This is a genomic window from Shewanella sp. MF05913 (assembly GCF_059758095.1).
The window spans coordinates 23,560-38,695 of record NZ_JCAYNT010000001.1; the positions used below are offsets into that span (position 1 = coordinate 23,560).

The window sequence follows — 15,136 nt, forward strand, 5'->3', positions numbered from 1 at the left end:
AAGGGAACATCCATGACAGCATTGCGATGCCGTAATCAAAAAACGCTGGACGCATTCTGAGTGGTCACTTACTTAATGCGGATTGGTATTATAAACAATACTCGACAGATTTTAGTTGAGGCAGTAGGATTAAACAAAATTTGCCAGCAGAGCAATGCAGTAGGATAACGCATGGAACAACGAAAAGTATTATTGGCCGGTGGCAATCTGTTACAGGCTCACACATGGAAAGGGCTACTGGAAACCAGTGGTATTGAAGTTGATCTTAAAGGTGAAGCGCTGATAGGTGGCGTGGGTGGCCTTCCTATCGAAATGCAAACTGTCGAATTATGGGTGATGAACACCCAGTTAGCAGCTGCACAAACGTTACTTGATGCCCTCGAAATAGAACAGCCACAATGGCAATGTGTTCAGTGCCATGAAATAAATGAAGGCAGCTTTGAATTATGCTGGCAGTGCAGCGCGCAAAAGAGTGAAACGCATAACTGAATGTTATAGCCAAGTGGGTGACTGTGATTGGGTATACACTCATAAGCTATATCAATTAACTGATATGAATCCTCCCACTGTTATTTTAATGAGTGATTAACGAATATTACGTAACATTCACTGAAACAGACAGATAAAATCTATCTAAACACTTGTATAAAATTGTTATTTTCTTAAGCTATTGAATAAACCTTTTTTATGGTTTTGACGTATGTAGGTGCCATTGTATCAAGTGGCGTTATCTTTTTAAGGACTCGTTATGCAAGCCTCTCCTGCATTTGCTCGTTTAGTTGAATCAGTTATGCCCCATGTTACGTTAGTGACTATCGAGCAGTATCAGCAACAAGAACAATGGCAATTAATCGATGTACGTGAAGACAATGAATGGTTGCAGGGGCATTTGCCTAATGCTAAGCATTTAAGTCGCGGTATTATTGAACGAGATATTGAACACCGTTTTCCGGATAAAAATACGCCAGTTTTGCTCTACTGCGGTGCAGGCCAGCGTGCTGCATTGGCAGCTTATAATTTGCAATTGATGGGCTATACCCAAGTTGCTTCTATGGTTGGGGGTTATCGAGCCTGGATCCAACATCAATTCCCTATTGTTCAAGACTGAGATTTAAATGCAATATTTTCCACTGTTTGTTGATACTCAAGGTTTACGTGTGTTGCTTGTTGGCGCAGGTGAGGTGGCAACGAGAAAGCTCGATTTGTTGTCGCGTACAGATGCCATTATTCATGTTATTGCACCTGACGTTGCTAAAGATATTGAGACCTATCATGCAAAGGGACGTATTACGTTATCACGTCGTGCAGTGACAGATGCCGATATTGCACATGTGGATATCGTGTATTTAGCCACAGCAAATGAACAGCTTAATATGGATTTTGCTGACTTAGCCAATGAACGTGGTATCTGGGTCAATGTGGTCGATAATCCGTCGTATTGTCGCTTTATTACCCCTTCAATTGTCGACCGTGGCCGCTTAGTTGTTGCGATTAGCACCGCGGGTGCTGCGCCTGTTTTTGCTCGGACTATCCGCTCACGTTTAGAAACCATGTTGCCACCATCTTTAGCCCCATTATTTGACTTTGTGGCCAGTAAACGCGAGGAAGTTCAGCAAACCCTCGCCGACGGTAAAGACCGCCGACTCTTTTGGGAGCGCTTCTTTAACAGCAATCAAGATAAATTCGATAATCTCACTGAACAGCGTTATGCAGATGCTTTTCAAGAGATGAGTCGTCAAGGTGAAATTTTATTGTTGACCGAGCACACTCCAGCAAACTTGTTACCGATAGCGGCAATGCCATTATTGCAAAAACTGGATGTGATTTTTAGTGATGAAGCCGTTGATAGCGATACCAATGAGTTGTTGCGCCGAGATGCAAATAGAACCTCTATTCCTAAATTAAGTGAGATTGCGGATCATTATGAGCAAGGCGAGCGTATGCTGATTGTCGCCAGCCCTGACAAAGTGGCTCAGTTAATTGCTTATTTCCCGATGGCAAAACATTTGCGACCGGGTGCGTTATAACGTTTTAAGCGTGCTCAACTAACACGCCGAGTCTAGTTTGTAGTAGACTCGGCTTTTTTATGCCTATTGAGATCGCCTAATGGCCGCCAAAGCTACCGTATATAAAGTTGCACTTCAAATTGCTGATATGGATCGTCATTACTATGCTGATCATGCTATTACACTTGCTCAGCACCCTTCAGAAACCGATACGCGGATGATGGTTCGATTATTAGCCTATGCACTAAATGCATCGGAGTCATTAGCGTTTAGCAAAGGGTTATGTGTCGATGACGAAGCCGAATTATGGGATAAAAGTTTAAGCGATGAAATTAACTTGTGGGTTGAGTTTGGTCAAGCTGATGAAAAGTGGTTACGTAAAGCCAGTGGCCGAGCCAAGCAAGTTATTTTGTATACCTATGGCGGGCGCAGTGTGCCTATTTGGTGGCAACAAAACCAACAAGCATTAAGTCGTTATGACAACTTGTCGGTAGTTAACTTTCCTGAAGAAGCCGTTAAGCAACTCGAGGTCTTTGTCACTCGTAATATGGCGCTTCAAGTCAGTATTAGTGAAGGGCAAGTATGGTTTTCTGACAAAGACAACAGCGTCATGATAGAACCTGAAAAGCTTAAGTAATGAGCACTTGGGGTACTCGACCTTTGGTTATTCGCATTAGGCCTACTTTATCCTGAGGGAGTCAGGCAGTTAATATTAACGCTTCCTCTCGTGTTAAGGCTCAAACATTATTTAATCAAACACAGCGATGTCTCATCGCTGTGTTAACTCTGCATTATTTATCATATTAATTGGTTATCATATTAATTGGTTATCACATTAGATTGGTTATCACATCATATTAGTTATCAGGTTAGTTAGCAGATTAATTAGCATATGAGCTAGGTATTTATCTCACCAAAAATATTCGCTTTTTAAACATCAAGATAAGCTTTTAATGATAAGCGCCTTTTAATGCGACTACTTTAATGCCGCTAAGCGCTTAGCACATTGCATATCATTACAATGTGAATTTAACCTTAATTTACTAATTATGAATAAAGTTTAATTCAAAGGGTATTGTACTAATAAAATCGCAGGCAGATAATCAAAGCATGTTTCAAACAATATGTTTATCTTATCCGTTTGATTAACAATGATTTTGTTATTCTGCGGTGGTAGTTGATTAAGGATGTTATTGTGAAAAAATTAGCATTATACCCAGTAGAGAAAATCGACGAGTTAACCTCTCCAGAAGCACACGAAGATATATCAATCCTTTCTTCTGCTGTCAATATCTTCACTGACTTTAAGAAAGTGACCCCGTTAGTGATTGAATCTAATGCATCTGCTGTAGAAGTTGAAAGCTTGATGCAAAAGTCTCATGTACGTCTTAAATTAGTGGTTAATCATAAAAATGAATTTATTGGCTTGATAAGCTTTGAATCTTTACACAACCAAGAGATTTTAAAACGCGTCGCTGAAGGGCACCAACGTGAACAACTTAACGTCACAGACTTTATGATTGCCAAAGATCAGTTAAAAGCTATCGATTATGACGACTTAAGCTATGCCAGAATTGGCGACGTAATTGAAACGTTAAAGTCAGCGGGCCAGCAGCATTGTTTAGTGTTAGATAGAAAAAATCATGCTATTCGTGGTGTGCTATCAGCTAATGATATTGCTCGCAGATTAAAATTAGCGGTCGATGTCAGTACTCCCAATTCATTTGCAGCGATTTTTGATGTGATCAGTAAAATTCAACAGCCTGCGGTATTAAATACATTACAACCACACTTTTAATATTTTACGCATTGTTGAACAAAAAAATAGCCACATAATGTGGCTATTTTTAATTCAACAAAGACTGTTACTGAAAGCTTAAAGTCCAAGTATCAATATAACCCGTATCTCTGTTAGCGTTATCAACCGCTTTCAGTGTCCATACACCGCTCGACTCAACGCCTGTCATTTTTGCGCTGTACGTTTGGGTAATATTGTCGGTTCCGCCACCGGTATTGTTATGTAACACAACGCTTTGGCCTGTTGGGCTAATCAGTTGGATTTTTAAATCGCCAATATAGGTGTGGATCACACCTAACGACACCGATACCGTTCCAGAGTTGCCCGTACGGCTTACCGTGATAGGGCTAGTGATCCCCGTGGTGTTGTTATCTGGGATGGTATAGTTGTTTGTATTGGTGTAAATCGCTGGACCACCCGTTCCGCTGCCAGAACTTGCCGCAGTATAATTAGCCACTAAGCTTACGCCGCTAAAGGCACTGTAACCTTGTACCATCACGTAATAGGTTCCTGATTGCGCCGTAGCAATAGGGCAAGACTCTGCATTACCGCTTTTCCACGGACGACAATCGTAACTGCTCGTGGTTGGCGAAGCGCCATACTGAACATACATGTCAGCATCACCCGTACCACCACTCATGGTAAAGCTTAGATTTGTTGCCCCTGCTGGTACATCAAGCGAATAATAAAGTTCATCACTTTTTGCCCCAGCTAAACCGGTTTTAACTACCCCTTTTTCAAGCTCGTTATCACCTGAGCCGGTACCATGATCGGTTGGGCCAGTACATGATTCATCTAGATAAGCTTTTGCAGCAGTAGCATTGACCATACCAAAGCCAGTTTTGTTGTCGCGGCCTGCCACATTTAAGTCATCTGCCGTTGCATTTAGTGCTGCACGGATCTGAGTCGCACTGCATTCTGGGTGGTAACTCCACACTAATGTTGCGACGCCCGACACATGCGGTGTCGCCATTGACGTGCCGTTATAGTATTCATAATCTTGATTGCCCAAGTTTGAAACCGTAGCCGATTGGCCAATTTTGGCTCGTAGCGCTAAACCTGTTGCGCGGTCAACAGACATAGATGGCACTGTAATTTCACTGTTTGCATCAACTAAAAACGGATTCTGTAAGCCAGGCAATGCGGTGTTACTGTAAACAATAATGCCTTTTGCACCTGCGGTTTTACACGCTTTAACGGCGTTGATTTCTGGGTAGCTAGCGCCTTGATTACCTACACGCTCCACCAAACAAATTTTATTACTCATGCTGCCACAATTAAAGCTTGTGCCATTGACACTACACTCTGCCAATGTCGCAGTAGCGCTTGCGTTAATGGGTGCTGACGCATAGCTACTGCCAGATGGCGTTAAGCGATTATGCGGAACAACACCATTATTAAAGTAAGATTGGCCAGCAATAGTGATATCTGCAGTGCGGCCTTCGCCGACAGTCACCGTTGATAAAATCGCTTCACCCGGGCCAGAAATCTCAACTTGGTCGGTGTATTGTGAAAATGCAGCATGGTCGCGATTGCTGTCTACCGCAGCAACAGACATCACGCTGTCATACGATGCTGGGTAACTGTAACTGCTGTCACCGGCGTTACCTGCAGCAGCAATCAATAATACGCCATTATTGAAATGGGTATTTAATGCATTACGCTCGGTGGTGGTTGAGCCGCTGCCGCCCAAACTCATTGTGACCACATCCGCGCCACCTGAATTAACACAGGTATCGATAGCCGCAACAAGTGAAGAAGAATAACCCCATCCGGCTTCGTTAAACACCTTAACTACATGAATATTGGCATTTTGGTTTGGCATAACACCCACCACGCCTTCATTGTTGGCAATCGCCGCTATGGTGCCCGCAACGTGTGTACCATGCGCATTATTATTGCCTGGCTGATACCAGTTGCCGGTACCTGAGTTATTGGTCCCCGTGACATTATTGCCGCTTAGGTCGTTGTGACTGCGATCGTAACCCGAATCAATAATACAAATGGTACGGTTTCCTGCTTGGCTGTCACTCAATACTGTCGCGCCGACATAAGTTTGCCCCCACGGGGTGGTTTCAGCTAATAAGCGACGCGGTAAATCTTCTTCTACGTATTCGACATCTTGACGCAGACGCAATGCCCTAATAGACGTGCTGTCGAGCTTGGTTGAATAACTATTGCTTCGACCAATTCGTTTCATTTCTCGTGCTTTAACACTGTTAAGCGCTCTTAGCTGGCTGAAGACTTCATTGGTACGAGGTTGATAGTCCATACTACTGGTATCAGTGACATCGTTAGCGCTTTGGCTAAGTGCAATATTACTCATCACTTGCGCTGCATTGTCGTTTCTAAATTTAACGATATAACGCTTAGGCAAAGGGGGCTGTTGTTCAATCTGTTGATTTGTTAAAGAAAGGGTTAACGGGCTTGGTGCGGCATTGACTTGAGTTGAGATGGCTAACGCCAATGCTGTCATGCTAAGCACAACAGCCTTATGTTGATTTTTTTTCATTTTATCTTCCATGTTATCAGGGTTAAATATTGTCTTTCTAATTATGTTTTATCGATAAGCTATGTTTGCTTAACGGAATAAAATGTAATCAAAAATTAACCTGTTGTAAATAAAATGTTAACAAAAGATCTTTTTTAACAAGTGTTCTAACATATTGATTTTGAATTTTTATTAGATTTTATTGAATTAGTATTCTCTTGTGGAGTGAGGTTGTTGCGTGGTTTTACTGCATTTGTAGGGGGTTGTGTTCGATGAAAGCGCTTAACTAAAAAGTTGGATTATGTGACACTTATTCGTGTATTTTTATTTGGCATCAGCTAGTCAGTCAGAAGGCCATCATTAAGAAGATAAAACATGACGAGTTGCAATGGCTTTAGTGTCGACATTCGATTGTGAGGCTATCATGTAGAAATATATGGCCCTAATGTGATTAAGGCCATAAATGATTATTGTGCAGACATTAATGAGTCAATTCCACCCGCATTGTATGTGGCGGTATAACCTTGATCGACTAATGCACTTTGAGCAATACCGCTGCGGCGACCACTGCGGCAATACAATACGACTTCAGTATCTTTGGCGAGGTTGAGTTTTCCGAGCTCTGTCACAATATTTTGAAATGGAATATTAATAGCCCCCTTCACATGACCAGCTGCAAATTCTTCAGGGGTGCGCACATCGATTAACGTTGCGCTATTATTAATTTTTTGCCATGCCACATTGGGTTGTTGCTCTACTGCCAACGCCGGTGTTGCACACCACGCCGACACCATAAACAATGCTGCCAATATTGGTTTTATTGTGATTAGAATAGCTTTTTTCAACACAAGATTCCTTATTGTTAACCTTTACAGAGGTTATTTGTTTAAGGCTATTTGCGCTGCCGTTTTAATCCCTAATTTCTTCATGATCATCGCTGCAGGGCAAAAACCTGTAAATGCACTTTGGAATAGGTTAGCGCCAACAAACACAGTAAGCCAGATAAAATGTTGGCTAACGGTTGCCATAAGCACTAAAGACAACAAAATCATAAAGCCAGCAAAGGCCATAATACTTCTTTCTAACGACATCGAGAGCTCCTTTGGGCTTAATGCCCAATAACAAAATAACTACTGAGTAATTTTTGCAGCCATTTTTGATTTCATCACTGAAAAATACAGTATTGGGATCACAATTAGCGTCAAAATGGTTGAGATAAAAATTCCGAAAATTAAGCTTATCGCTAACCCATTAAAAATAGGGTCGTCGATAATAAATAGGGCACCAATAATGGCCGCCATCGCGGTTAACATAATCGGTTTGGCTCTGACCGCGCCAGAGTGAATGACAGCCTGCTCTAATGGCAAGCCGGCAGCCGTTTGCTGGTTAATAAAATCGACCAGCAAAATCGAGTTTCGAACAATAATCCCGGCGAGTGCAATCATGCCAATCATTGACGGTGCGGTAAATTGCGCCCCTAATAATGCATGACCCGGCATAACACCAATAATGGTTAATGGAATAGGAGCCATAATCACTAAGGGGACGACATAAGACTTAAATTGTCCGACGACCAGTAAGTAAATCGCAATCATACCAACGGCATAAGCAATGCCCATATCTCTGAAGGTTTCGTAGGTGATTTTCCATTCGCCATCCCATAAAATGGCCACATCAGTTAACCCATCTGGCTGGTTAACTAAATGTTGTTCAATAGGGTAGTTAAGCTCACCTTGTTCTGCTTCATGGTTAATTTGGCTCACCATGTCAAACATCCCGTACAATGGACTACCCGTAGGGCCAGCCATATCAGCAACAACCATGATCATCGGGACCATGTTTTTGTGAACAATAGGTGCATCAATGGTGCGTTGTTTAACTGTAACCAGTTCGGTAAGGGCAATTTGAGCGCCGTTTTGACTTGCCACCCGCAATTGCAGTACTTGCTGTAAATTCACTTTTGCAGCTTCATCGACTTGTAAGCGAATTGGCGTAGGGTGCTTACGTTCAGGTATGTGCAAATAACTGGCGTCATTGCCATTAACTGCACTGTTAATCGCATCGATAATGCTGTTGTAAGACACGCCAAGTAAACGCGCTTTACTGCGGTCTATCACGACTTGCCATTGCTGTTGTTGAGCGGGTAAGAAGATGTCCATGTCGACGACATAATCAGTATTTTTAAACCGCTGTAATAAGTCATTGGCGGCTTGCTCTCGTAATTGTGTTGTTGGAGCATACACTTCCGCCACAATGGGTGACCACACCGGTGGTCCAGGGGGCACTTCAACAATTTTTACGTTGGCGTTATATTGCAAGGCAATACGTTGTAAGGGTTCACGTACTGATGATGCAATAGTGTGACTGTCGCGATCGCGGTGCTTTTTATCCACCAAATTGACTTGAATATCGCCTAGTTCTTGGCTACTGCGTAAAAAGTAATGTCTTACCAAACCGTTAAAATTCATTGGCGCATGAGTACCAGCGTAAAGCTGAATGTGCTCAATTTCTTCAACGGTTGTCAGGTATTGACTTAACTCTTGCAGTACACGCTGAGTTTGCTCAACTGGTGTTCCCTCAGGCATATCAACCATTACTTGAAACTCAGACTTATTATCAAACGGCAGCATTTTGAGCACTACCGCTTGAAATACCGGTAACGCCACGGCAAATGCAATAAGCAACGTGATAACAAGCATTAATCCTTTACGGGCTTTAGAGGCATGTTCACCGATTAAAAATGGACTCATTAACGTTGTAAAAAAGCGGGAAAGTGCCGTTTCTTGTTCGGTATTATGATCATCATTGCTGTGATGTTTATGTGGTTTGAGCAAGTGACTACTTAACCAGGGGGTCATGATAAAAGCAATTAACAATGATATCAGCATACCCATACTGGCATTAATAGGAATAGGGCTCATGTAAGGCCCCATCAAGCCTGATACAAACGCCATGGGGAGTAACGCCGCGATAACAGTGAACGTTGCTAGAATAGTGGGGCCACCCACTTCATCGACAGCATGCGGAATAAGCTCGCTGATGGATTTATTACTGAGCGCCATATGACGGTGAATATTCTCAACCACCACAATGGCATCGTCGACCAAAATCCCGATGGAAAAGATAAGCGCAAATAACGAGATGCGATTTAAGGTAAATCCCCACGCCCACGAGGCAAACAAAGTGATAGCGAGGGTAATGATAATGGCAATACCCACCACCGCGGACTCGCGAACTCCCATAGTGAACAGTACTAATAGCACTACAGCAGAAGTCGCAAATATCAGTTTAAAAATAAGCGTGTTGGACTTGTCACCGGCGGTTTGGCCGTAATTACGTGAGATAGCCACCTCAACATTATCAGGGATCAGCACATTATTGACCGCCTCAACTTTGGCCAACACTGCATTGGCAATATCGACGGCATTTTGGCCAGCTTGTTTACCGATGGCTATGGTTACAGCGGGGTAACTGCCTTGTTGATTAACATGCCATACACTTTGTTTAGGAATGTCGCTTTGTAATTGAATGTCGGCAACATCTGCCAAATACACTACGCCAGCAGCGCCCGTTGTGGTGGCTTGATTGACCTTGATTAATAAATTCTTTACATCATCGATATTGCGTAAAAACTCGCCGGTTTGCAGTTTGATTTCTTGATTGTATTGCGTGAGTGACCCTAATGCAGACGTCTGATTATTGTCTTGTAACGCGCTGCTGATGTCGGTAAATGTGATGCCATAACTGTTCATCTTGATGGGGTCTAAGCGCACATTTAACACCAACTCATGTTGGCCCTGGCTGTATATCTCGCGGGTGCCAGGGATCCGTTTAAGCTCCGTTTCTACCACAGAGGCTACCGAGGTTAGCTGCTCCGCTGTCATGTTAGGGTCTTTCGACCATAAAGTGAGTCCGACAATCGGCACGTCATCGATACCACGAGGCTTGATGAGCGGTTCACCAATTCCGGCAGCATAATTAAATTTATCACTATTGGAATATAACTGGTTGTAGAGGTTAACCACGGCTTCATCTCGTGGTACACCGACATCAAAAATCGCAATAATTAATGCCCCGTCAGGTTGCGAAAATGAGTACAGGGTATCAATGCCTTTAATTTCTGAAATAATCTGTTCAGCCGGAAGGGTAACTTGGTTTTCAACTTCGGTTGGCGTAGCGCCAGGGTATGGAATGAATACATCGGCAAAGGTCACATCGATTTGCGGCTCTTCTTCCTTAGGGGTAATGATGACGGCAAAAATACCTAACAATAACCCCAATATGGCTAATAAAGGCGTTATTGCACTGTGTTGAAACGCACTGGCGATTTTGCCTGAGATGCCTAAACGAGATGAGCGCTCTGAAGGTGACATAAATTACTCCTTCACCTTGGTGACATTGGCATTAATTAAGTATTGTGCCGCGTCGATGATGATCTCATCCGATGGCATCAAACCCGATAACACTTCAGCTTGTTGTTTGGCGCTATCCATAAACCCTAATCGCACTTGGCTGAGTACAATTTTGTCACCGTTTTTGCGGTATACAGAGGTGAGATCACCTACCTGATGAATCGCAGACATTGGCACCATTAAGCTTGGTTGACTCGTTTGCTCAAACAATACTTTTACCCATTGCCCAACAAGGTTGTCGGTGTCGTTTGGGTTAATAAAATTGACGCGTACAGCATGGCTGTGAGTGATCGGGTCGGCAAAGTTAAATGGATTGATATCGTTCGCCTCAATGACCTTGCCGTTAGCTAATTGAATGCGGATATTCTCAAGTTGTTGAATGCTGAGTAAATCTTGCTGTGATACTTGAAACACCACTCTAAGATGTTGAGTGTCGTAACCAGAAAACAGTGCCTGACCGTATGAAATGGTTTCGCCTTGTTCGACAAAACGCTGGGTAACACGGCCACTAAAAGGCGCACTGACAATCGTGTAATTTAAGCTTTCGTTGGCTTTAACAAGCTGAGCTTTAGCACTGCTTACTGCTTGTGCGGATGATTTTGCTTTTGCTGTTGCTTCATCCATCGCCCCTTTTGATATGGCACCTTTGGGAAATAATTCTTTATAACGCGTGTACTGTGCTTGAGCTTCACTGTTTACGGCTTCGGCTTTTGCGAGTTCCGCTTCTGCGCCTGCCAGTCCTGCACCTTGTTCTTTATTGGTAATTTCAAGTAATGCAGCGCCTTGAGGTACCAAATCATTCACATCGTAATGAATATTAATAATTCGACCAGAGGTTTGTGCTGATACCGTAGCCGCTTTAACTGCTTCTACTTTTGCGTCAAATACGCGTGGCTGTGCATGAGTAGAATATTGTATTGTCAGTGTATCAAATGCTTCAGATGCCGCAAATATCGGAAAAGAAATCGCAGTGCATAGTGCACCAATAAGAGAAAATGACGTGAGTAAGCGAGACATAATGGTAGCACCTATATAAAGTCTATAAGAAAATTCTAATGGACTTTGGTTTTTTACGCAATAGGTGTATTAGAAAAATTTATATATTAGTCCTAATAGATATAAAAAAACCGCCAGTTAAAGGCGGTTTAGTTGGATAGATCAGAAGTGGTAAACCCTATTAGTGTTTACCACTGCTGCATGTTAGGCATTTAACATGCCGACAGGCTTAAAAACTGTAGTTGTACTGCACTGAGTAATACACCGCATTTGAGCGAGTTTGTGCTGAAATCTCGCTGTCTAATCCCGGTACCATAGGCAGGATGGCACTGTTTTCTAATACGGTAACATCTTCACCGCGAACAAATGCAATGCCAAAATCAATGCTAGATTTATTGGTTAAATCATAGCTAACGCCGGCGGTATACCAGGTGCGATCAGAATCTGGGATTGACAATGATGAGTGCTGATCAACAACACCTTCATCTGAGGCAATACCTGCACGTAATGTCCAATCTTCTGTAAGATTGTAGGTCGCGCCTAAACTTAAGAACCACGAGTCTTTCCAGTGGTATTCTTTTAAGTCAGTTTGCGAAACACCGTTGTCGCCGTCGATCACTTCGATCCGGTCAAACTTGCTCCAGTTAGTCCATTGTGCGGTGTAATGCACTGCAAAATCATTGGTTAGCTGGTGAAAACCGGCAAACTGAGCAATATCGGCAATTGGGATATCAATTTCGTTATATTCTGAATAAGCATAATTAACATCACCCTTAGCGGTTAATGTTGGGCTTAAACGGTAGCTTAGGCCAAAACGATTATTTTCATTCATTTCATATACCACACCAGCAATACCGCCTAACGCCCAACCATCGGCTTCAACGTCAACAATACTGCCTATTTGTGGGTTTTCTGTGGTACGAGTCAACGTTCCGCTGCCATATACGGCATCAAGGCCTAAACCTAAGCTCCACTGCTCGTTTATACGGTATGACACACTGGTGTTTAAGTTAATGGTAACCACTTCGGTGTTACCCAGTAAGTCTACCGGTGTTGGTAATGGCACAGTATTACCGCCAACGGTTGGCGTTCGGTCTGCTAATGCAGTTAAATCTGTACCTGTACCATAGTTACTAAATGCAGCGACACCAAAGGCCCATTTATCATCGATTGGATTAATATAATAAAAATTAGGAATGACTTTTGAGTCTGCAGCATCGTGTTCGCTGCCATAGTCAACAGCCTGGCCACCGTATGAACCCGTTACATCAGACACAGACACATCGATATCGGCGTACACAGCACCTAGAGATAATGAGGAGTTATCAAATAATGCCATTGCTGCTGGGTTACGTGATAACACTGAGGCATTGTCGGCAATAACTGCATCGCCGGCCATTGCACGGCCAATGCCTGTTGCTGATTGGCTATTAAGTTGAAAGCCTGCAGCAGAAGCTTGAGTGCTAGCAAGTAATACTGCTGTAGCAAGAAGAGTCTTGTTGAACTTATTCATTATTATTTCCCATTTATTATTACTGTGACGAACAAGAATTAACTTGTTGGACCACTCACAGCGTAAAGTCTGGTGCATCTTAGGTAAGTGGTATGCCACTAACAACTCCGACCAGATGTTAGTTGTTGTTAATATTAAGTTAATTATGCTTTGTGACTGTGTCCTAGGTGTTTGATAGCATGGCAGTATATGTAAATACGCTTCACTCACATTTTTAAGAAATACATTAATTAAAAAACATTCATTTGTACAAAATGTAATATAAACGTTAAAAAACAAGAGGGTAAATAAGCCGGCGGGAAAAGAAACACAACCTCAGGGCGAGATTGTGTTTCCCAAGTGCAATTGTGTTATCCAAATGCGAATGGTGGATTAGGCGCTAATGATTAATTAAGCGCAAAGTCGTTAGCAAATTATGATTTTAACGCAGCATTAAAGTTATCAAAATCAGCCATTGTTTTAGGGGCAGGAGGTGACAGTTTACTCACCACAACGCCAACTAATGTGGCTAATAAAAAGCCCGGAACGATTTCATATAAATCGAATAAGCCGCCAGTAAGCTGTTTCCATACCACCACGGTAATCGCTCCAACAAGAATGGTTAATATTGCACCATTGCGGCTATAGCCACGCCAAAACAATGACATTAAGACCACCGGCCCAAATGCTGCGCCAAAGCCTGCCCAAGCGTAGCTCACTAACCCTAGCACACTGCTGTCAGGGTTTAAGGCCACAATGCCAGCCACTAAAGCAATGGCGATAACACCAAAGCGTCCTACCAGCATCAGCTCTTTGTCACTGGCTTTAGGGCGTAACCATTTAAGGTAAAAATCTTCGGTAATCACACTCGAGCAAACCAGCAGTTGCGAGTCGATCGTGCTCATAATAGCCGATAAAATGGCGGCAATCAGTAAGCCACCAATCCATGGGTTAAAGGCTACATGTGCTAAGTTAATGAAAACCGTTTCAGCGTTTTCTAATGGCTCAGCGGCAAAGTACAAACTGCCAGCTATACCAGTGGCCAAGGCACCAACTAACGATAACATCATCCAACTCATGGCAATACGACGAGACAGCACTAAATCTTTTGGATCGCCAATGGCCATAAAACGCGACAAAATATGCGGTTGCCCAAAATAACCCAAGCCCCAAGCCAATAAAGACACTAAACCTAAAACCGTGGTGTTGTCGTTAATAAATGACAACATCTCAGGGTCTATTTGTTCAAAACCAACTTGTGTATCGGGCTGACTAAATATGGCTACGGGGACAATAATCAAGGCCAATAACATTAAACAACCTTGGAAAAAATCAGTCCAACTTACGGCAAAAAAACCACCTACAAATGTGTATGACACAATAATGAACGAGCCAATAATCAAGGCGACGGTATAATCGAGGCCGAAAACTTTTTCAAACAATATTGCGCCACCTACCATGCCTGAAGATGCATAAAATGTGAAAAACACTAAAATGGTCACAGCAGACACTAATCTTAATAAACCATGACTGTCATTAAAACGATTTTCGAAAAAGTCTGGCAATGTGAGGGCGTTATCTGCCATTTGGGTGTAAATACGTAAGCGCTTGGCGACAAATAACCAGTTTAGCCATGCACCAAAAATCAAGCCAAAGCCTATCCATGCTTCGCCTAAACCGCTGAGATAGACCGCGCCAGGTAAGCCTAATAATAACCAGCCTGACATGTCGGAAGCACCCACACTCAGTGCTGTTACGGCCGGGCCCATTTTCCTGCCGCCAAGTATATAGTCGTCTACCGTGTCTGTTTTACGATAAGCCCAGTAGCCTATGCCCATCATTAGGATTAAATATCCAACAAATGTAATGATGATTGGTGTTTGAATTTCCATATTTTCGTCCTGTAGATTATTTTTATGTCGCAATCCTAGCAGAACTTTG

At 42.8% G+C, this 15,136-nt stretch carries 12 protein-coding genes; 5 read left to right on the top strand and 7 right to left on the bottom strand.

Annotation, left to right across the window (positions count from 1 at the left end; translation table 11 throughout):
• Positions 1-171 precede the first annotated feature (171 nt).
• From AC19MV_RS00140 to AC19MV_RS00160, 5 genes are all read left to right on the top strand, one after another.
• Complete coding sequence (locus AC19MV_RS00140; RefSeq protein WP_432401767.1) at positions 172-489, top strand: putative signal transducing protein; 318 nt, start codon at positions 172-174, stop codon at positions 487-489.
• 259 nt (positions 490-748) lie between these two features.
• Positions 749-1,108, top strand: coding sequence for a rhodanese-like domain-containing protein (locus AC19MV_RS00145; RefSeq protein WP_498305123.1), 360 nt, complete (start codon positions 749-751; stop codon positions 1,106-1,108).
• Positions 1,109-1,115: 7 nt separating this feature from the next.
• Positions 1,116-2,027: a precorrin-2 dehydrogenase/sirohydrochlorin ferrochelatase family protein gene (locus tag AC19MV_RS00150; RefSeq protein WP_498305125.1), complete on the top strand. Its 912-nt coding sequence runs from the start codon at positions 1,116-1,118 to the stop codon at positions 2,025-2,027.
• A gap of 79 nt (positions 2,028-2,106) precedes the next feature.
• Entirely contained in the window at positions 2,107-2,643 is a 537-nt protein-coding gene (locus AC19MV_RS00155) for a YaeQ family protein (RefSeq protein ID WP_432401773.1), read from the top strand.
• Positions 2,644-3,201: 558 nt separating this feature from the next.
• Entirely contained in the window at positions 3,202-3,804 is a 603-nt protein-coding gene (locus AC19MV_RS00160) for a CBS domain-containing protein (RefSeq protein ID WP_498305127.1), read from the top strand.
• Between the two features lie 67 nt (positions 3,805-3,871).
• On the opposite strand, the gene AC19MV_RS00165 is transcribed toward AC19MV_RS00160, so the two are convergent.
• The 7 genes from AC19MV_RS00165 to putP all read right to left on the bottom strand — a co-directional run bounded on the left by AC19MV_RS00165 (position 3,872) and on the right by putP (position 15,087).
• A complete protein-coding gene (locus tag AC19MV_RS00165) occupies positions 3,872-6,316 on the bottom strand; it encodes a S8 family serine peptidase (protein ID WP_498305129.1) in 2,445 nt (814 codons plus the stop codon).
• A gap of 446 nt (positions 6,317-6,762) precedes the next feature.
• On the bottom strand, positions 6,763-7,143 hold the full coding sequence (locus AC19MV_RS00170) for a rhodanese-like domain-containing protein (RefSeq protein WP_498305131.1): 381 nt from the start codon (positions 7,141-7,143) through the stop codon (positions 6,763-6,765).
• A 30-nt stretch (positions 7,144-7,173) separates the two neighbouring features.
• Entirely contained in the window at positions 7,174-7,386 is a 213-nt protein-coding gene (locus AC19MV_RS00175) for a YgaP family membrane protein (RefSeq protein WP_432401781.1), read from the bottom strand.
• A gap of 39 nt (positions 7,387-7,425) precedes the next feature.
• Positions 7,426-10,668 (bottom strand): efflux RND transporter permease subunit, encoded by a 3,243-nt coding sequence (locus AC19MV_RS00180; RefSeq protein WP_498305133.1) that lies wholly within the window; start codon positions 10,666-10,668, stop codon positions 7,426-7,428.
• A 3-nt stretch (positions 10,669-10,671) separates the two neighbouring features.
• Entirely contained in the window at positions 10,672-11,724 is a 1,053-nt protein-coding gene (locus AC19MV_RS00185; protein ID WP_498305135.1) for an efflux RND transporter periplasmic adaptor subunit, read from the bottom strand.
• 208 nt (positions 11,725-11,932) lie between these two features.
• Positions 11,933-13,216 carry an OmpP1/FadL family transporter gene (locus AC19MV_RS00190; RefSeq protein ID WP_498305137.1) on the bottom strand — a complete coding sequence of 428 codons (1,284 nt, stop codon included), beginning with the start codon at positions 13,214-13,216 and terminating at the stop codon, positions 11,933-11,935.
• Between the two features lie 413 nt (positions 13,217-13,629).
• Positions 13,630-15,087, bottom strand: a complete 1,458-nt coding sequence (gene putP / locus AC19MV_RS00195; protein WP_498305139.1) for a sodium/proline symporter PutP — start codon at positions 15,085-15,087, stop codon at positions 13,630-13,632.
• Between the last annotated feature and the right edge of the window lie 49 nt (positions 15,088-15,136).

Coding starts and splice junctions, on each gene's coding strand:
- AC19MV_RS00140 (WP_432401767.1), top strand. CDS start 172: ATGGAACAACGAAAAGTATTATTGGCCGGTGGCAATCTGTTACAGGCT.
- AC19MV_RS00145 (WP_498305123.1), top strand. CDS start 749: ATGCAAGCCTCTCCTGCATTTGCTCGTTTAGTTGAATCAGTTATGCCC.
- AC19MV_RS00150 (WP_498305125.1), top strand. CDS start 1,116: ATGCAATATTTTCCACTGTTTGTTGATACTCAAGGTTTACGTGTGTTG.
- AC19MV_RS00155 (WP_432401773.1), top strand. CDS start 2,107: ATGGCCGCCAAAGCTACCGTATATAAAGTTGCACTTCAAATTGCTGAT.
- AC19MV_RS00165 (WP_498305129.1), bottom strand. CDS start 6,316: ATGAAAAAAAATCAACATAAGGCTGTTGTGCTTAGCATGACAGCATTG.
- AC19MV_RS00175 (WP_432401781.1), bottom strand. CDS start 7,386: ATGTCGTTAGAAAGAAGTATTATGGCCTTTGCTGGCTTTATGATTTTG.
- AC19MV_RS00180 (WP_498305133.1), bottom strand. CDS start 10,668: ATGTCACCTTCAGAGCGCTCATCTCGTTTAGGCATCTCAGGCAAAATC.
- AC19MV_RS00185 (WP_498305135.1), bottom strand. CDS start 11,724: ATGTCTCGCTTACTCACGTCATTTTCTCTTATTGGTGCACTATGCACT.
- AC19MV_RS00190 (WP_498305137.1), bottom strand. CDS start 13,216: ATGAATAAGTTCAACAAGACTCTTCTTGCTACAGCAGTATTACTTGCT.
- putP (WP_498305139.1), bottom strand. CDS start 15,087: ATGGAAATTCAAACACCAATCATCATTACATTTGTTGGATATTTAATC.